This window comes from Variovorax sp. Varisp41 (assembly GCF_047325085.1).
GTDB lineage: Bacteria > Pseudomonadota > Gammaproteobacteria > Burkholderiales > Burkholderiaceae_C > Variovorax.
Genome location: NZ_CP168541.1, coordinates 1,397,722 through 1,413,818 on the forward strand (window position 1 = coordinate 1,397,722; position 16,097 = coordinate 1,413,818).

Here is a 16,097-nt window from a genome sequence, read left to right on the forward strand (position 1 = left end):
GACAGGACACCGGCTCGCCGCACCTCAGCCAACCTGCGTGGGTCGCCATCGGGCGACCACGCGAAGCACCCGCGCCACAAGCTCCGCCCTGACGGCGGCGCAGCATTGCTTCCACTTGTCCTATGGCTCGGAGTTTTCCTGGGAAGCACCCACCTGCGAGGACCGGTGGTACAGCGACAGGTAGCGCCACCCGACGATAGCCGCGGCCAGCCCCGACAGCGCCGCCACTCCCATCGCCCAACGCGCCCCGAACGCGTCGGCCACCCAGCCGACCAGGGGCGCACCCATCGGCGTGCAACCGAGCAGGATCGCCAGCAGGATCGCCAGCACGCGCCCGCGCATGGCGGGCTCGGTCGACAGCTGCACCCAACTGTTGACCGTGGTGGTGAAGGTTTGCGCGGCCACACCCACCACGATCAGCGTCATGCCGAAGAGCCAGTAGCCGGGCATCAGCGCGGCCAGCGCGCAGCCCGCGCCGAAAACGGAAGCACCCACCACGAGCACGCCCATGCGCGGCTTGTCGCGCCGCGCGGCCAGCAGTGCGCCCACGACGGAGCCGATCGCCATGATCGAAGACAGCAGGCCGTACTGGTGAGCGCCCGCATGAAAGACGGTGACCGACATCGTGGAAATGAAGATCGGGAAGTTCAAGCCGAAGGTGCCGATCGAAAAAAAGCATGAACAGCACGGTCTTCAGGTCGGGGCGCCGCCAAACGTAGCGAAAGCCCTCGAGAAAACTGCCACGGGTGCGCACCGCGCGCTGGCGCAGATGGAGCTCGTGCACGCGCAGCATCCTCATCGCGCCGATGACGGCCACGTACGACGCCGCGTTGATCACGAAGACCCAGCCCGTGCCGACCGCGGCAATGAGCACGCCTGCGACCGCCGGGCCGATCATGCGCGCGGCATTGAACGACGTGGAGTTCAGCGCCACCGCATTTTGCAGATCGATCTCGGTGACCAGTTCCGACACGAAAGTCTGGCGCGCCGGCGCATCGAAGGCGGCCACGCACCCCAGCAGCAGCGCGAACACGTACACATGCCACAGCTGCACGAGGCCGGTGAGTGTCAGCAGACCCAATCCGAGCGCCAACGCACCCATGGTGGCCTGCGTGACCATCAGCAGCTTGCGCCGGTCGAGATGGTCGGCCGCCCAGCCGGTGAGCGGCAGCAACAGCAATTGCGGGCCGAACTGCAGCGCCATCACGATGCCGACCGCGGCGGCGTTGTGGCGCGTGAGCTGCGTGAGCACGATCCAGTCCTGCGCGGTGCGCTGCATCCAGGTGCCCACGTTGGACACCGCCGCGCCACCGGCCCACACGCGTTAGTTGTAGCCCCGGAGCGAACGGAAAGTGCTGCTGCTCACCGAGCAAGCAGGTCGATGATTTCCTGCGTGGTGCAGGTTTCGCCCAGGCGCGGAAAGATGCGGGCGATGCTGTTGGCGTGAGCATCGGCGTTCATGTCGGTCATGGCATCGATGCCGAGCGTGACGTTCAAACCCAGTTCGTAGGCCTGGCGTGCAGTCGACTCCACGCCGATGCTGGTGGCAATGCCGACGATCACGACCTGCGTGACGCCCAGCGCCTTCAGGTGCGATTCGAGCCCGGTATTCGTGAAGGCACCCCACGTGTGCTTGGTGACCAGGTGATCCCCGGGCTGGCGATCGAGTTCAGCGGCCAACTCGGCCCAGTCGGCGGGCAGTTCGCCGCCGGGGCGCTGCTGCTGGGTGCGGCCCTTGGCACCGCCTGCCACGTTGACGAGCACCACGGGCAGGGCACGTTGGCGGAAGGCAGACGCCAGGGCGCTGGCGCGCTGCACGATCTCGCCGGTGGCATGCGCGACGGGCAGCGCGAGGATGCCCTTTTGCAGGTCGATGACGATGAGGGCGGTTTGGGGATCGAGGGTGGTGACGGGCATGGTGGGTCGCTTTCAATCTTCGGCGAGGCGTTTGAAGAGTTCGATGGATGCCGCGAGCGCTTCCTGCTCGCGCGGGGCGAGCCTGGTCTGGATCACCTGGAACAGCCAGTCCTCGCGCGCGGCGCGGGCGTCCTTGATCCATTGGCGAAAGACCGGCGTGACCGACCAGATGGTCTGGCGTCCATCGGCCGGGTCGGGCGCACCGCTGACAAGTCCGGCCCCTTGCAGCGCGGCCACGGTCGCGCCCATAGATTGAGGACGCACCCCCACCGTGCGCGCCAGCGTCGTCACCGTGGCCGGACCTTCGCGCTCGAGATGCAGGAGCACGGTCTTCTGGGAGCCCGTGAGATCGCCGGCATGCGACTGCTCGCGCAGTCGCCGGTTGAGCTTGGCCACCAGCATGCGCAGTTCCGCAGCGAGAGTGTGCGCGCGTAGATCGTGAGGGGCGCTTACCGGCTCATTCATCAAGCCATGCTAGCCGATACAAAGTCAAACTACAAAGTTTTCCTTCATAGATTTCTTAGCCTTTGATGAGGAACATTAAGGTGAAGGACCGCTGTTCAACTCGACAAGCCTGCCAAGCTCAAGCCCGACATCGGGGGCTTCAGTGACGCGGTCAGCACCCGAAAAGCGTTCTCTGACTGGTGCATCGGCGCGGCGCGGGTGCGCCGCAGTTCCTCAAATCAGGGCCTGTCCCCTTCCCCTCGTCTTTTGTCGTAAAAAAGGGGGCCATCACCCGAGGCGGGATTGCCAAATCTATTCCCAGGCCGGAATCGGAGATGCAGACAGCAGCATACGGGCCTGGCGCCAGTCCCTCGAGCGCCGTCGGACTGCCAAGCGCAACCTCAACGGGTGCGTACGCAGCTTGATCGACCCTCCGCCGGGCATTGCATCGCGTGAGTTGACCAAAACATTCAAGCTGGCCACCTCAAGTTGCGTCACGTCGATCTCCAAATTCCCCGCGTTGGGCGCCAGGTCGAATTCGACATAGATCAAATCACCGAGAGTGCGCGCGGCCAACTCGGACATTCCTTGTGCCACCGCGTTGATCCCTACCACTCGGCCGCGCAGTCTTTGGCACCTCGAGAAAGCAAGCAGCTGCTGGGTCAGCGTTGATGCTTTAAAGATTGTCGAACGCAGGCTCTCAACCCCTCGACGAACGGTGCCCTCTTCGAGCATGCCCCTTTCCAACTTCACCTCCGTATGTCCAGATGACCTGACATCACCTGAAGCAGGTTACTGAAGTCGTGCGAGATACCGCCTGTGAGTTGCCCGAGAGCCTCCATCTTGTGCGCTTGTGCGAGTGCTTCCTCGGCGTCGCGGCGACGGCTGACATCGAGCTGGGACGCAAAAAAGAAGACCGCCGCGGCGCGCTCGACAATCGACCGCGCCGTTTCAGGCCGCAGCATTCAAATCGAAGGGCGGGCTTCTTCCTTGTGCCTGATGCAGTATTCCAAAGCGGCCTCAAGCATGGGCCAACTGGCGAAAACGTACACACGTTCCACCTTGTCCCAACGCCCCCCAAATTCCTTGAGCGTCAGCGCGAGCCCTGAGAAGCTGCCCAGAAGAGCGGGCTTGAATTGCCCATAGAGTTCACAGTGATCGGCCACGGTGCACCCGAGGCGCGCCGCGAGGCCCTGCACACGGTCCGTACCGTTTGGAGGAGGAAGAAGCATGTATCCATTCTCGCAAATGCTTTGTCTGCTGGCTTGTCTCGCTGCGTCTCCCCACGGAGGACCTACCGAGCAACGCGAACGGGTGCTGCGAACGCCAATGAGAGCCTGCAGAAAAAAGACGACAGCAAACTTCCTTTGGTGTCACCTCGAAAAGCGTCTGCACGTGCGAGCGTCCACGCTGCTGCCGGCACAAGGCTGAGCAGCGCTAACCGCGCTCGCCAAGCACTCAGACTCGTGCATCGAACTACGCCCCTGCGCGTCGAGAAAGGCCTGTCCCTTTCGCATCCGACCGGCGGAAGAGCGCCCTTTCGAGCTGGCTGGACACTCAGAGTAACGACGCATGGAGCGACCGACCATGATGATCTCGAGTCGAGAGCAGATGGGGGCCCAAGCATTCTCCGACCAAGCTATATCGGCTTGCCCATGGACAGGGCGGCTCTTCCTTGAGGCGTGATGCGAAAAATGATGACGCTGGCGTCCGCAGGCGGGGCGCCGACGCCCGGCAACTGGGCTTTGATCAATTCGGCCGCTTCGAGAACAATCGAATTTCGAATATCTGCTTCGTCATGAAGCTCGAGCGGAAACCTGGCGTCCTTGATGCGACGCAAAAAATCCATTGGCATGCCAGCCTTCTCCAACGGGCACGAAAATCTACTAAATCCCTGTGCCCTCAGCAATGTCATTTTACGTATGCCGTCTCTCTATCTCTCAATGACCGAAAAGCTGTCGGCCCATTGGAAGGCCCACGCCAATGCTTACCCGCAAAAATTTCTGATGACGCGCGCACAGCACGCGGAATACGTGCGCGTGCTGAAGCTCTGCGGCTCGAACAAGAGCGACTTTTTCACCCACATGGGAGTGCCGATCGAGATCGCTGAGGACACTCCCGGGTTGATGGTGGCGGCCGACGGCGTCGAGGTCTCGTTGCTGTGATGGCGCTTTCCTTTCGCTGGAAGCATTCGCGCGTGCTCACAAGGTCCTCACCCGAACAGCGTGAATGACCGTTGGTAGACATCGCGGCCGATAGTTAAGAGTGAATCTGCAGGCACATCGCTGCGATTGATGTTTCCGAGCAGGGCGAACCCTAGGGTCAGCATGGCCGGCAGGCTCGCAGTGACCTACGGTCCATTGAAGGCTCCGAGGCCATCGTTGCGACACGGGCAGAATAGCCACACGACGTCCGAATCGAAATCCAAGAACCCGACAAACACGGCGAAGCTACAAGCTCGGCCGTCGAGACGGCACGCGCTGCCGTGAATGATCAAAGCAGCGCGCGCTCGAGCGGACCCATCTTTTCTTGTGCTACTGCATTCGTGCAGAGGTGGGTGAGTCGGAAGACGGTGATCTGCGACGCCGCGTGACGATGCGTGACATTCGTTGGCGCCACAGCGGCGGCCGCGACGGCGACTGCGGGTAGTCGAATTTGGCGAGCTCTTCACGCCCCTTTTGCGTGACTGCGAGCACCTGAGCAGCCAAGCCGTCGCCCGCCAGCGTGAGCGGATTGGTTGGCGCCGGAACCAGCGCCACAACCAGCCCCGCTGCTCTGAGGATGCGGACTTGGTCGATATCTTCGGGTCGATAGAACGAGACCGGCAGGCGGGACGTCGCGATCTGCCGCAACAAGTTCATGGTCATGGAAACCTCCTTTTCAGTTGACCAAAACTTCGACGGTGATCAATCTAGGTCCCACTCGGCAAGATTTCAAGAGACGTTCGACTTGTCACAGCGATCCCCAAAAAAGAGCCCGGCACTGGGCCGGGCTGAGGTTTACAGCAAGGTGCCACGACGCAGCCGTGGCGTCAGAAATGTAGGGTTCCCGCGCTTTACGCCATGTCAGACAGCTTTGATTCTTTGCACGTCGAAGGCGCGGCGGCGCGAGGACGCGGGAACGCGAAGAGCAAGAGGAACGCGGGTGACGCCGAGAACGTGAACAGAAGCTGGCGGCGACCGAGCGCCTACTGCAAGCTTGCTGCAACCTGGCGCTCCCAGCCGGAGGCGAGAGGAACGCCTCGATGAGATCTTGTTTCCCAACCGGTGGTCCGGCCAAAGATCACGCTGTCGGAGGCAAGCTTGCCGCTGATCTCAACACGGGCACCTAGACAGCCCGCGAGGCATGCGCAAACTCAAACTGATCGCGGGACTCGCTGATGGCCTCAAAGAGATCTGGTTCTTCCCAGAGTTCGCGCAGCAGCTCATCGGCCCGCACACGCAAAGGCGTGACCTCCGCATGGCCGAGCGGACCGAGCCGAATCATCGCCTCATAGACCGCCGCCTCAGCTGCAGCCCACGCCTCATAGCGTTTATCGAATGCAATGGTGGTCATTCCGAACTCCTGGGTCATCGTTTCTACCCTGGGGCCTGCAAGATCGATGTAGGACTTTTGACTATCCGCAAGACAAGCCGTTCGCCAAAGGGTGCGCGGTGTCGGTCGGCGCCACAAGCCATGGTCGATGAAGCTGATCATGGAAGCCGTGGCGTCTGGCCGGGCGCACTGCATTCAACGGCACGCCTGCCGATCCTGCTCAAGCTCGAGCGTCACGGATGCCGGATACCGGCTTCGAGATAGTCCATGAACAGCGCCCGCTCCTGTACTTCGTTGCCACGTCGCCCGATCGACAGCGGCCCGAAGGGTGAGCGCATGGCGTAGCTGCGGTACGAGATGCCGTAGTACAACGAGTTCATCGTCAGGAGGAGGCGGAACTTCAGAACTTCGAGGGGTACCGCCGGGATCAGCGCGGCAAGCCTGTCCAGTGCGAGCGTCAGTATGTCGCGGTGCATGTCGGCCGAAATTTTCTGGCCTTCCTCGCCGAAATCCCAGCCGAGCCGGCCGATGAAGCATACGGCGTCGCGGCCCAGCCCGGCCTCGGACAGCATGTCGATCATCGGACCGAAGGCCGCGTCCAGCACGTCGCGCACGGTGTGCGGTCCCCTGTCCAGCGCCTCGAGCCGCGCGCGGCAGCGCGGCTCGAGGATACGCTGGAGCATCCGCGCCACCTCGGTCACCACACTCTCGCGATTTCCGAAGTGGTAGTGCAGCGCCGACAGGTTGCCCGCGCCCGCGGCCGCGACGATCCTGCGCAGCGACACGGCATTCATGCCCTCGCGCGCGAACAACCGCATGGCTTCCAGCAGCAGGCGCTCGCGCGTGGCGGCGGCCGACGCCGCCAGCGCGGGTGGGCGTTTTTCCTTCGGGCTCGTTGCAGGACTGGGCATGGGACGCAGATTGTGACCGCTGGCCCGGCTAGGGTTAGTTCTAATTCGATTGAATTAATTCAATGGAATTATTCACCCATTCCATCTGGGCCGGCTCGGCCCCGCGCGGGGACCCCCGTACGTCAAATAACCGAAGGAGATATGGATGATCAAAGGCATGGCATCGCCCGAGGGGCGCCGTTGCGGCACGCGGTGGATGGCCGCTTGCGCCGCTACCGCCTTCTTGCTGGGCTGTGGCGGCGGAGGAGGGAGCAGCGCCAGTTTCATATCGTGGCCCACGGTGCCGGCGCCCGACGGCAGCCATGAGCCTGCACCGGACAACCAGCCCCGGCTCATCGGCGTGTTCGCAGGCGGACCGGTTGTTGGCCTCGACTACCGTGGCTCCGTCACAGGGGCGCGTAAGACAGACGCGCAGGGGCGCTACGACTATGCGCCAGGCGAAACGCTGAGCTTTTCGATTGGTGAATTGCCGCTAGGCACCGCGCCCGCCGCGGACGCGCTGTCGCCGCTGAGCATCGGCGGCGCCAGTTCGCCGGCCGACCCCCGCGCCACCAATCGCCTCGTACTGCTGCAGACGCTCGATGCCGACGGCGACCTCAACAACGGCATTCAGGTCACCGGCGCAATTCGCGATATCGTGTCCAGGCATGCCGCGGCCATCGATTTCTCCCAAACGGCCACGGCCTTCCGCGCAAGCCTCGCACCATTGCTCGCAGCGCTCGATGCGGCCGGCGCCTTCACGGATCTCGATCCGCGTCCGCGCAGCGCGCGCGGCGCCGTCGCCGCGCAGGAGCACTACACCCGCGCCACCGCCGCGCGCAACGTCGTGACCACCACAGGCGGTCCGCTGCGCGGCTTCGAGTCCAGCGCCACGACCTGGCAATACCTTGGCATTCCCTACGCGCAGCCGCCGGTCGGCGCGCTGCGCTGGCGCGCGCCGCAAGCGCCCCAGCCCTGGAGCGGGGTGCGCGAGGCGGTGGCCTGGGCAGATCAGGCCGCACAGGTCCAAGCGCTCGAGCGCTTCGGCGAGGGCGGCATGAGCGAAGACTCGCTGTATCTCAACGTGACGGCACCCAAGTCGGCCTCCAAGCTGCCGGTCATGGTGTGGTTCCACGGCGGCGGGTTCACTTCGCTCACGAGCAACACCAAGCCTTTCAACAACCCGAATGCCCTCGTCAGCAAGGGCGTGGTGCAAGTCTCGGTGAACCATCGCCTCGGCGCCCTCGGCTACATCGCGCACCCCGCGCTCAGCGCCGAGAGCGGTCACGGCGGCTCGGGCAACTACGGGCAGATGGACCTGGTGATGGCACTGCAGTGGGTCAAGGCGAACATCGCGGCCTTCGGCGGCGACCCCGACAACGTGACCGTCTTCGGCGAGTCCGGTGGCGGGCGCAAGGTGCTTTCACTCATGGCATCGCCGAGCGCGGCCGGCCTTTTCCACAAGGCGATCAGCCAGAGCGGCACGCTGATTCCCGACACCCGCACGCTGGCCTCGGCCGAGGCGGTCGGACTCGCGCTCCAGAAGCGGCTGGGCGCGGCCTCGCTCGAGGAGATGCGCAGCCGCCCCTGGACCGAGGTGGTCGCAGCGGCTTCCGTGCTCGTGCCCTACACCAACATCGACAACGGCTATCTGCCGTACAGCGAGCGCGTGAGTTTCGAGTCGCGCCGACACAACGACGTGCCCTTCATGATCGTGGTCAACACCAACGACACCCCCGACCCGATCGAGACGGTGAAGAACGTGTTTCCCTGGATGACGACGCACAGCGCCAGCCGGCACTATGCGGCCCTCTTCAGCCAGGTGCCGGGCGGCTGGCGCGCCAGGGGCGTGAAAACGTATCACGCGGGCGAGCTGGCTTACGTCTTCAATGCGCCTGAGAGCGTCGTCACCCACTACCTGCTCGACCTGGTGATCGACCCAGCCACCGGCGGCAAGCTCGCCATTGGAGACCTCAACGGCAACGGCGTCAGCGGCTCCGCGGGCGACACGCAGGACATCCTTGCCTCGGCCGGTTTCGACAGCGCTGATGCGAAGGCCATCGAGAACAGCATGGCGATCTGGACCCAGTTCGCCAAAACCGGCAACCCAAGCGTCGCGGGATTGATTGACTGGCCTGCCTACACGCCCGCGAACGACCGCTTCGTCGAACTCGGCGCCGCGCCCGTGGTCCGCACCGGCCTGTCGAGCGTCTTTCCCTGAGCGCGCTGCCTGAGCGCCGTATCGCCAGAGCGCGGAAGGCGCGGCGGCGCGGCGGCGCGGCCGGGCCTTTCGTTCCCGCACATCACACCACAAGGAGACCTTCATGCACTCACACACGGCCCGCGCCGAGCGGCGCCGCTCGCGCGTCCTTTGCCTCGCAGCCTGGGCGAGCACCGTCGCCCTGCTCGGCTGCGGAGGTGGCGGCAATGGCGCCAGCCTCGCGTTCGTCGCGCCGCCTGCGGGCGACACCGCGCCAGATACTCAGCCCAAGCTCACGGGCACGTTCACGGGTGACCCTGTGTCGGGACTCGATTACCGCGGCTCACTGAGCGGCGCGCGCACCACCGATGCCGAAGGCCGGTACCGCTATGCGGCCGGCGAGACCTTGAGCTTCTCGATCGGTACATTGCCGCTGGGCTCGACACCGGCATCGGCCGCCGTCTCGCCGCTCGCCTGGGTCGGGGCCGACAGCACGACCAGTGACGTGCGTGTGAGCAACCGCCTGGTGCTGCTGCAATCCCTCGATGCCGACGGTGACCTCAACAACGGCATACAGATCACCGAAGCGATCCGCCAAGCGGTCTCGCGTCATGCCGCCGCGATCGATTTCGCACAGCCCGCGGCCGCGTTCCGTGCCAGCATTGCGCCCCTGCTCGCAGCGATCGAAACGGCAGGCGCCTTCTCCGACCTCGACCCGCGACCGCGCACGGCCAGGACCACCGCAGCGGCACAGGAACACTACACGCGCAGCGCGCGCACGCGCCACCTCGTGGCCACCACGGGCGGTTCGCTACGGGGCTTCGAGGCAAATGCCGGCACGTGGCAGTACCTCGGTATTCCGTACGCGCAACCGCCGGTCGGTCCATTGCGTTGGCGCGCACCGCAATCGCCCACACCCTGGAGCGGTGTGCGCCAGGCCATCGCCTGGCCCGACCAGTCGGCGCAGAACCCGACGATGGAAGCTTTGGGCGAAGGCGGCATGAGCGAGGATTCGCTGTACCTGCATGTGACGGCGCCCAAAAGCGCGTCGAAGCTGCCGGTGATGGTGTGGTTCCACGGTGGCTCGTTCGCAATCCTCACAGCCAACTCCAAGCAGTACAACAATCCAGATGGATTGACCACCAAGGGCGTGGTGCTGGTCACCGTCAACCACCGGCTGGGGCCGTTCGGCTATCTCGCGCATCCGCTGCTGAGTGCGGAAAGCGGCCACGGCGGCTCGGGGAACTACGGCCAGATGGACCTGGTGATGGCGCTCCAGTGGGTGAAATCGAACATCGCTGCGTTCGGCGGCGATCCCGGCAACGTGACCATCTTCGGCCAATCGGGTGGCGGCGGGAAGGTCTATGGCCTCATGAACGCGCCCGAGGCTGTCGGCTTGTTCCACAAGGCCATTGTGCAGAGCGGCGCCAATGCCATCGCGACAGGCGGAACACCAGCGAGCTCGCTGGCCGGCGGCGAGGCGATCGGCAAGGCCGTGTTCGAGCGCGTCGGTGCGACCACGTTGGCACAGGCACGCGCCTTGCCGTGGACCGCCTACACCCAAGCCGACCTCGACGCGGGCATCCCGCGCGAGACCTACCGACCCAATGTGGATCATCGTCACATGGTGAAGACCTACGGTCAGAACATGGCGGAGGGTATGCCCAGCGACGTGCCGCTGATGGTGGGAGCGACCTCTGGCGACTATCCCTCGCTGCGCGCGTCGCTGCCGGTATTCATGGCGCAGCGCGCGGCAACCTATCGCTCGCCCCAGTACGTGTACCGGTTCAGCCGCGTCCCGGACGGCTGGTCGGCGATGGGCCTGCGCAGCGGCCACAGCGGCGAGTTGCCCTACCTGTTCGGCTACCCGCAAGGCATGGTGACGAACTACGTGATGGGTCTGGTGCTCACGCCGGCCGGCGCGAAGGCGCCCATCGGTGACCTCAATGGCAATGGCATCACCGGCACCGCTGGGGATGCGGCCGATGTCCAGGCGTCGATGGGCTGGGGACCGAACGACGAAGCCATCACTGAAACCACCATGACGCTATGGACCCGTTTCGCGAAGGATGGCAATCCCAGCATGGACGCGCCGGAGTGGAAAGCCTACACGCCTGCCAGCGACGCCTACTTGGAAATCGGGCCGGGCGGCGGTGCCACGCCGCGCACCGGCTTGGCCAGCGCCTTTCCCTGAACGCCACGCCACGCGGGCTTGCCCAAGGTTTCGCCTCGCGCGCAGCCGCCGGCGGGGGCGCTGCCGAAGGCGATCACCGAGCCGCTGAAGGTGATGGCGCCGATGGCCGCGCCCAGGAACAGCTCCAGGCGGTTCCCCGCGGGGATCGGGTCCCCTTGAGCGCGATGTTGGAGGCAGGCGGCTCGGCCACGGCGGCCACCGCGATGAACACGGCCGCCAGGCCGATCATGCTGTGCATGAAGGCCACGAGCTCGGGCATCTTGGTCATCTCGACCTTGTTGGCCATGTAGGCGCCGAGGCCCCCGCCCACGACCCGCGCGACCAGCACGTAGGCCAGGCCCTCGAGGTTGCCGCTGGCGAGCTTGTAGATCAGCGCGCCGGTGGTCAGCACGGCGATCGCCATGCCGGTCATGCCGAAGACGTTGCCGCGGATAGAGGTGGTCGGGTGGCGCAGGCCTTGGCTAGCCGACCGTTCGCCAGAGCGTGGCGCACGGCAGCGCAATGCTCTGCGCGTTCATTGCCAGTCGACCGAAAGCTCAGGCTGGATGATCGGATCGATCCAGCGCGGCATCCCAGATGCCCATGGCTTCGACCACGGATTCCTCGACGACCGCGAGCCGCACACGATCGCGGGCCAGGACGGACAGACCCAAGAAGAAACTGTCGAACGCGGCGGCCATCGAAGCCGGGTTCGTGGACTTGCGCAGTTCCCCGCTTTTGATGGCCCGCTCGACGCAGGCATGGAATCCAGCGCGGGTGCGACTGCGCACCTCTCGGAGCATTGCGGTGATGGTTTCGCTGCCCGACGAACAGGCTCCCATCACGCCCAACGCAACCATGCAACCCTTGGGGTGCCCTCCCTCCCACTGCATCTTTGCCGAGCGCTTCAATGCAAGGAACACCGCTTCTCGCGGCTCTAGGGAAGGATCATGCAGGCTTCTGGTCAAGTGGCCGTAGATCTCCATGTATCGATCCAGCGCCTCTTTGTATAACGCTTCCTTGGACTCGAAGGCCGCATAGAAGCTGGGCGCGGAGATGCCACTGCCCATCGCCGCCTTCAGTTGCGACAGCGAGGTCGATTCAAAGCCATGCTCCCAGAACAGGTGCATGGCCGAGGTAAGGGCCGCATCCCGGTCGAATGCGCGCGGTCGGCCTCGCTGAGCCATGAAGATCTCCGCCAGTTCAAAATTACATACTAGTCGATACACAATAAATCGGCAAGCAAAGACCTCCTCTCCCGGCTGGCAAATCGACCGGGGGGAACCGAGCCGTTGACAGCATTCGAACGCCGCCATATATTTGTACCAATCGATATTTAAATCGACGCGTTTGAAGCATGCGCTTGAACACCAGGCGCCCGCGCAGGAAGCGGGCTCCACGCCCCGGTCGCTCCAGTCGCGCTTTTTTTTACTCATTTTTGTACCACTCGGTACATTTTCCCGGTGCGCTCACAGATCGCTCGCACCGCTCACTCACGGAGAACCCGCATGTCCCAAGAACTTGAAGCTCGCCTCGACGCCATCGAAAGCCGCTTCGCCATCGATGCCTTGATCGCCAACTATGCGGAAGCGTTCGACACGATGAATGTGGAACTCCTCGCCACCCTATGGCATCCCGACTCTCGGCTCTTGCTCGGCGCCAATGGAAACTCGGAAGGACTCGATGAGATCCTGGCGCAAGCACGCGTCAACATGAAACGCATGCCGCACATGCATCACTGGATGGCGAACGCGATCATCACGCTCGACGGCGACAACGGCCATGGCCTGGTTGCGGCGGACTGCCTCTTCTACGACGTCGAGAAGGGACCACTGCAAGTGAGCGGCCAGTACAAGGACCTCTACCAGCGAAGAGACGGGCGATGGGCGTTCCAGCAGCGCATCTTCGACATGCATTTCGCCACGCCGCTGCAGAACTGGACCCCCATCATGGGCACGGAACGCTTCGGTCGCCCCATCTGATGCGCGCCGCCGCAACCGAAATCATGCAAGAAACAACTTCAGACTCGCGTCGGTGGCTCGCATTCGCGGTGTTGCTGGTGGGGGCGTTCCTGCCTCCACTCGACTTCTTCATCGTCAATGTCGCGTTGCCGTCCATTCAGGGCGAACTCGGCACGAGTGCTGCTGAATTGCAACTGGTGATCTCCGGATATGCGGCGGCTTACGCGGTCTTCCTCATCACCGGTGGGCGGCTTGGCGACCTCTTCGGCCGACGGCGCATGTTCCTGCTGGGCATCAGCGGCTTCGGACTCACGTCCTTGCTGTGCGGCCTCGCAAGCTCGCCTTCCATGCTCATCGTGGGACGCATACTCCAAGGTCTCAGCGCAGCCGCCATGGCCCCACAAGGGCTGGCCTCCGTTCATGCGCTGTTCCCGGTGCGGGAGCGCTCGCGTGCGCTGGGCCTCTATGGCGCCACCGTCGGGCTGGCGGCAGTGATCGCGCAAACCCTGGGCGGCGCATTGATCTCCGCAGACGTCTTTCACCTCCAGTGGCGAATCATCTTCCTGATCAATTTGCCCGTGGTGGCCGCGGTGCTGATCGGTGGATTGCCCTTGCTGCCGAACGTTCGTGGCGATAGCCCCGCGCCCATCGACTGGGGCGGTGTTCTGCTCTGCGCGCTCACGCTGAGCCTGCTGATCGTGCCCCTGGTGGAAGGGCGCGAAAGGGGCTGGCCATGGTGGGCATGCGCCATGCTCATCGCGACACCTGTCGCCGCGCTCGGTTTCTGGCGCTATGAAAAGGCGTTTTCTCGACGAGGCGGCGTCCCGCTCGTCAGCATCGACCTGGTCCGCATGCCGGGATTGATGAGCGGTCTCGCCGGCGTTCTTTTCTTTTACGTCGTCTCTGCCTTCTTCCTGGTGTTCTCCGTCTACCTACAGTCGGCCCTGGGACTAGATCCTTTGGCAACGGGACTGGTGTTCCTGCCCTTCGGCGTCGGCTTCTTCATCGGTCCGTTGACGACACCGCTGGCCATCCGTCTCTTCGGCAATTGGGTGCCCGCCATCGGCATGCTGCTCGAGGTGGCCGGGTGCCTGTACCTTGCGGCGCTGGTTGCTGGCGCCCCCGCACAAATGCCGGCCGAGTTTCCGCTCATCGTTGCGGTGGGACTTCTGGGTTTCGGGCAGGGATGGGCACTGCCTACCCTCGTGCGCTCGGTCATCGACCGTGCACCGGTGAGCGGCTCCGGAATGATTGCCGGCATCACCAACTCAGCCTTGCAGATCAGCGCCGCCCTCGGAGTCGCGGTCATCGGCGGCGTCTTCTTCAGCGTCGCGGGTACTTCGCCGGGCACGAGCTCCATGGCCAAGGGACTGATCGCCGCCATGCTTTGCATCGGGGCCAGTCTGACCGTTGCGGCCATCCTGTCCGTTGTGGCTTCGAGGTCGGGAAGCAGCGTCGCTCCCCGGCCGGCACCCAACTAAGGGCTGTTGGCACCACCCAATTCCGGACGGGATGGTTGAAGCTGCTTGGCCTGGAGAGCACGGCGGAGTTCCATCGGGTTGCCGCGGATGCCCGAACGGCGGCGGCGTTCAGTCGGTCGCCTGGACAGACCCACCACGGACCCGAACGGAGGCGGCTGCTTCAACGCGTGGGGCTCACGAGCCAGTCGTTGCAGCTGATCATGGACCGGGCCTGCGAGGAAAACAAGACCGATCAGTCGCCCCATGGCCTGCGGTTCATTCCAGCGGAGCCACCGCCGAGAACGCGAATCGCCCCCGCAGTACGACCGTAAGATGTGCAGACACCGCGACGAAGTCCAGGTTCGGGTCGCTCTTCGCGGTCTTCAATTCGAGATGGCGATAGTGGCCTTATAGACTTAGCCGACCCGCTCCTGCGGGATCGAGTCGAAGGTCCATGAACAAATGAATGCCTGCCTCCTCCATCTGTTGGCGAGGGCCGCCGTCGCCGTCGCCGTCGCCGTCACTGTCACTGTCGTCAGCGCAGCTGACGCCGAACCGCGCGAGAAGCCGCTGGAGGTGCTCGGCCCGCGGGGTCCGCTGCGGGGCACCCTGCTGTCGCCGGCTGCTCCGGATACGCTGGGCGCTCCGGTGGTACTGATCGTGCCCGGCTCTGGCCCCACGGACCGCGACGGCAACAACCCGCTGGGAGTGAAGGCCTCGACGTACCGACTCCTGGCCGAAGGCCTCGCAGCGAAGGGGATCGCGACGGTGCGGATCGACAAGCGCGGACTGCACGGCAGCGCCGGCGCGGTTGCCGACCCCGACGCGGTCACCATCGAGGACTACGCGGACGACGTGCGCCGCTGGTTCGACACGATCCGTGAAGAGTCCGGCGCCGGATGCGTCTGGGTGCTGGGCCACAGCGAGGGCGGACTGGTCGCACTGGCGGCGGCGACCGCGCGGCAGGATCCGGCCCTCTGCGGCGTGGTCCTGGTGGCGAGCACGGGCCGGCCAATGGGTCAAGTACTGCGTGAGCAGTTGCGGGCCAATCCCGCCAACGCGCTGCTGCTCGACCAGGCCATGGCCGCCATCGATGCGCTAGAAGCCGGCCGCCGAGTGGAGATGGCCGATATGCAACCGCCGCTGCGGCCTGTGTTTCACCCGAAAGTGCAAGGGTTCCTGATCAGCGCATTCGCCATTGACCCCGCGAAGTTGGCCGGCCGGTACACGAAGCCCCTGCTGATCGTGCAAGGCGGGCGCGACCTCCAAGTCGGTGTCGCGGACGCACAGCGGCTGCGTCAGGCAGCGGCGCAGTCGAAGCTGGTGCTGCTTCCGGAGGCGAACCATGTGCTGAAAGCCGTCGAGACCGACGATCGGGCCGCCAATCTCGCCACCTACGGCCGTTCGGACCTTCCACTGGCACCAGGGGTCGTCGACGCCATCGCCGATTTCGTCCTAGCGCCGCGATTGCAGCAAGCGCCTCGGACTGATGAGACACGCTGAACGGTCACCACGGGG

The 16,097-nt window shown here is 64.6% G+C and carries 15 protein-coding genes and 2 pseudogenes; 6 read left to right on the forward strand and 11 right to left on the reverse strand.

Annotated features, from left to right (window positions below):
- Positions 1 to 120: 120 nt before the first annotated feature.
- From ACEN9J_RS37745 to ACEN9J_RS37770, 6 genes and pseudogenes are all read right to left on the reverse strand, one after another.
- Positions 121 to 1,321: pseudogene (locus tag ACEN9J_RS37745) on the reverse strand (MFS transporter).
- 41 nt (positions 1,322 to 1,362) lie between these two features.
- Complete coding sequence (locus ACEN9J_RS37750; RefSeq protein ID WP_413764943.1) at positions 1,363 to 1,917, reverse strand: isochorismatase family protein; 555 nt, start codon at positions 1,915 to 1,917, stop codon at positions 1,363 to 1,365.
- 12 nt (positions 1,918 to 1,929) lie between these two features.
- Positions 1,930 to 2,382, reverse strand: coding sequence for a MarR family winged helix-turn-helix transcriptional regulator (locus ACEN9J_RS37755; RefSeq protein ID WP_409976602.1), 453 nt, complete (start codon positions 2,380 to 2,382; stop codon positions 1,930 to 1,932).
- A 291-nt stretch (positions 2,383 to 2,673) separates the two neighbouring features.
- Positions 2,674 to 3,096, reverse strand: coding sequence for a hypothetical protein (locus tag ACEN9J_RS37760; RefSeq protein ID WP_261217565.1), 423 nt, complete (start codon positions 3,094 to 3,096; stop codon positions 2,674 to 2,676).
- Positions 3,097 to 3,326: 230 nt separating this feature from the next.
- Entirely contained in the window at positions 3,327 to 3,593 is a 267-nt protein-coding gene (locus ACEN9J_RS37765) for a hypothetical protein (protein WP_261217566.1), read from the reverse strand.
- A gap of 407 nt (positions 3,594 to 4,000) precedes the next feature.
- Complete coding sequence (locus ACEN9J_RS37770) at positions 4,001 to 4,216, reverse strand: hypothetical protein (protein ID WP_261217568.1); 216 nt, start codon at positions 4,214 to 4,216, stop codon at positions 4,001 to 4,003.
- Between ACEN9J_RS37770 and ACEN9J_RS37775 the strand changes: the two genes are divergently transcribed.
- The gene (locus ACEN9J_RS37775) at positions 4,215 to 4,526 is read left to right on the forward strand and encodes a hypothetical protein (protein WP_261217571.1); all 312 of its coding nucleotides are present in this window, start codon (positions 4,215 to 4,217) and stop codon (positions 4,524 to 4,526) included. The two genes, ACEN9J_RS37770 and ACEN9J_RS37775, sit on opposite strands and share 2 nt — an antisense overlap.
- 369 nt (positions 4,527 to 4,895) lie before the next feature.
- On the opposite strand, the gene ACEN9J_RS37780 is transcribed toward ACEN9J_RS37775, so the two are convergent.
- The 3 genes from ACEN9J_RS37780 to ACEN9J_RS37790 all read right to left on the reverse strand — a co-directional run bounded on the left by ACEN9J_RS37780 (position 4,896) and on the right by ACEN9J_RS37790 (position 6,806).
- Positions 4,896 to 5,228 (reverse strand): hypothetical protein, encoded by a 333-nt coding sequence (locus tag ACEN9J_RS37780; protein ID WP_261217573.1) that lies wholly within the window; start codon positions 5,226 to 5,228, stop codon positions 4,896 to 4,898.
- Positions 5,229 to 5,688: 460 nt separating this feature from the next.
- Positions 5,689 to 6,057, reverse strand: coding sequence for a hypothetical protein (locus tag ACEN9J_RS37785; protein WP_413764944.1), 369 nt, complete (start codon positions 6,055 to 6,057; stop codon positions 5,689 to 5,691).
- A 71-nt stretch (positions 6,058 to 6,128) separates the two neighbouring features.
- Positions 6,129 to 6,806 carry a TetR/AcrR family transcriptional regulator gene (locus ACEN9J_RS37790; protein ID WP_057591499.1) on the reverse strand — a complete coding sequence of 226 codons (678 nt, stop codon included), beginning with the start codon at positions 6,804 to 6,806 and terminating at the stop codon, positions 6,129 to 6,131.
- A gap of 145 nt (positions 6,807 to 6,951) precedes the next feature.
- Between ACEN9J_RS37790 and ACEN9J_RS37795 the strand changes: the two genes are divergently transcribed.
- Positions 6,952 to 9,006 carry a carboxylesterase/lipase family protein gene (locus ACEN9J_RS37795; RefSeq protein ID WP_413764945.1) on the forward strand — a complete coding sequence of 685 codons (2,055 nt, stop codon included), beginning with the start codon at positions 6,952 to 6,954 and terminating at the stop codon, positions 9,004 to 9,006.
- 103 nt (positions 9,007 to 9,109) lie between these two features.
- The gene (locus ACEN9J_RS37800) at positions 9,110 to 11,179 is read left to right on the forward strand and encodes a carboxylesterase/lipase family protein (RefSeq protein WP_413764946.1); all 2,070 of its coding nucleotides are present in this window, start codon (positions 9,110 to 9,112) and stop codon (positions 11,177 to 11,179) included.
- A gap of 62 nt (positions 11,180 to 11,241) precedes the next feature.
- Here the strand turns inward: ACEN9J_RS37800 and ACEN9J_RS37805 are convergent.
- A pseudogene (locus ACEN9J_RS37805) lies at positions 11,242 to 11,681 on the reverse strand (NAD(P)(+) transhydrogenase (Re/Si-specific) subunit beta); the annotation flags it as partial.
- 34 nt (positions 11,682 to 11,715) lie between these two features.
- A complete protein-coding gene (locus tag ACEN9J_RS37810; RefSeq protein ID WP_413764947.1) occupies positions 11,716 to 12,594 on the reverse strand; it encodes a TetR/AcrR family transcriptional regulator in 879 nt (292 codons plus the stop codon).
- Positions 12,595 to 12,666: 72 nt separating this feature from the next.
- On the opposite strand from ACEN9J_RS37810, the gene ACEN9J_RS37815 reads away from it, so the two are divergent.
- The 3 genes from ACEN9J_RS37815 (at position 12,667) to ACEN9J_RS37825 (ending at position 16,082) form a co-directional block, all read left to right on the forward strand.
- Positions 12,667 to 13,140 (forward strand): nuclear transport factor 2 family protein, encoded by a 474-nt coding sequence (locus tag ACEN9J_RS37815; protein ID WP_413764948.1) that lies wholly within the window; start codon positions 12,667 to 12,669, stop codon positions 13,138 to 13,140.
- A gap of 23 nt (positions 13,141 to 13,163) precedes the next feature.
- Entirely contained in the window at positions 13,164 to 14,600 is a 1,437-nt protein-coding gene (locus tag ACEN9J_RS37820; protein WP_413765708.1) for an MFS transporter, read from the forward strand.
- A gap of 441 nt (positions 14,601 to 15,041) precedes the next feature.
- Entirely contained in the window at positions 15,042 to 16,082 is a 1,041-nt protein-coding gene (locus tag ACEN9J_RS37825) for an alpha/beta hydrolase (RefSeq protein WP_413764949.1), read from the forward strand.
- Positions 16,083 to 16,097: the final 15 nt, after the last annotated feature.

What these genes read in the sequence shown, in the direction of transcription:
- ACEN9J_RS37750 (WP_413764943.1), bottom strand. Translation starts at nt 1,917, where the DNA reads ATGCCCGTCACCACCCTCGATCCCCAAACCGCCCTCATCGTCATCGAC.
- ACEN9J_RS37755 (WP_409976602.1), bottom strand. Translation starts at nt 2,382, where the DNA reads ATGAATGAGCCGGTAAGCGCCCCTCACGATCTACGCGCGCACACTCTC.
- ACEN9J_RS37760 (WP_261217565.1), bottom strand. Translation starts at nt 3,096, where the DNA reads ATGCTCGAAGAGGGCACCGTTCGTCGAGGGGTTGAGAGCCTGCGTTCG.
- ACEN9J_RS37765 (WP_261217566.1), bottom strand. Translation starts at nt 3,593, where the DNA reads ATGCTTCTTCCTCCTCCAAACGGTACGGACCGTGTGCAGGGCCTCGCG.
- ACEN9J_RS37775 (WP_261217571.1), top strand. Translation starts at nt 4,215, where the DNA reads ATGCCAGCCTTCTCCAACGGGCACGAAAATCTACTAAATCCCTGTGCC.
- ACEN9J_RS37770 (WP_261217568.1), bottom strand. Translation starts at nt 4,216, where the DNA reads ATGCCAATGGATTTTTTGCGTCGCATCAAGGACGCCAGGTTTCCGCTC.
- ACEN9J_RS37780 (WP_261217573.1), bottom strand. Translation starts at nt 5,228, where the DNA reads ATGACCATGAACTTGTTGCGGCAGATCGCGACGTCCCGCCTGCCGGTC.
- ACEN9J_RS37785 (WP_413764944.1), bottom strand. Translation starts at nt 6,057, where the DNA reads ATGATCAGCTTCATCGACCATGGCTTGTGGCGCCGACCGACACCGCGC.
- ACEN9J_RS37790 (WP_057591499.1), bottom strand. Translation starts at nt 6,806, where the DNA reads ATGCCCAGTCCTGCAACGAGCCCGAAGGAAAAACGCCCACCCGCGCTG.
- ACEN9J_RS37795 (WP_413764945.1), top strand. Translation starts at nt 6,952, where the DNA reads ATGATCAAAGGCATGGCATCGCCCGAGGGGCGCCGTTGCGGCACGCGG.
- ACEN9J_RS37800 (WP_413764946.1), top strand. Translation starts at nt 9,110, where the DNA reads ATGCACTCACACACGGCCCGCGCCGAGCGGCGCCGCTCGCGCGTCCTT.
- ACEN9J_RS37810 (WP_413764947.1), bottom strand. Translation starts at nt 12,594, where the DNA reads ATGAGTAAAAAAAAGCGCGACTGGAGCGACCGGGGCGTGGAGCCCGCT.
- ACEN9J_RS37815 (WP_413764948.1), top strand. Translation starts at nt 12,667, where the DNA reads ATGTCCCAAGAACTTGAAGCTCGCCTCGACGCCATCGAAAGCCGCTTC.
- ACEN9J_RS37820 (WP_413765708.1), top strand. Translation starts at nt 13,164, where the DNA reads ATGCAAGAAACAACTTCAGACTCGCGTCGGTGGCTCGCATTCGCGGTG.
- ACEN9J_RS37825 (WP_413764949.1), top strand. Translation starts at nt 15,042, where the DNA reads ATGAATGCCTGCCTCCTCCATCTGTTGGCGAGGGCCGCCGTCGCCGTC.